Genomic DNA, 719 nt, shown 5'->3' with positions numbered 1-719 from the left:
GCCTGATTTAGGTGGCGGGCCAATACGTTTGGCTTGCCGGGGGCAGTGTTCAATTAATTGGCATTTGAACGACCTATGGGATCCTGATATGACGCCCGGGTCGAATGACTTCTTGCGACTCAAGAAAGCGGTCGAGTTGAATAAACTACGCTTTCAATTTGAGAAAGCCGAGCCGGATATCCCAGTTCTTTCACCGAGTGATCCGGTGTTGGATGACTTGGGCTTGGAAACAGAGGTTGAAAAGCGAACCAAGTTGGCTCGTTTGCTTAAGGAGCAGAGGCTAAGAATTCGTACTCTGGAGTCTAGTCGTGAGCAAAATGTTGATTTTGGAGATCGTGAACAGAAAATTATTCTGCATGCTTATAAGAATGAAATTCAAGAGCTTAAGCAAACGAATGAACAGCTTAAGCTGATAAACGAAAAACTAAAGCTCAAGCTAGGTAAGCGAAATGATCAGTTCTTAAAGCTTCAGGATCAGGTCAGTGATCAGTCAGATCTAGTTTCGAAACTGGAGACTCGCTTAAAAGGTGCGTCTGCGGGTGACAAGGAGCGCTTGGAGCGTCAGAAAATGGAGGCTGAACTGGTTCTCCTGAAGGAGCAGTTAGATCGCAAAGATTTAGATCTTGCTTATCGAGAGGAACGTGAGGAGCAGCTGCGATCTGAGCTTGAGGAATTGAGGGAGTCTCGTGGCGCTAGCAGCACCAATGAAGGTATGTTTG

1 pseudogene is annotated in these 719 nt (G+C 46.3%); it reads left to right on the top strand.

What is annotated here, in order from left to right:
* Positions 1-719: pseudogene (locus tag A3766_RS31685) on the top strand (DNA repair ATPase); the annotation flags it as partial.

The organism is Oleiphilus sp. HI0132 (assembly GCF_001635845.1).
Note: the sequence above shows the minus strand (reverse complement) of the source record. Positions and strands in the feature narration are given on the sequence as shown.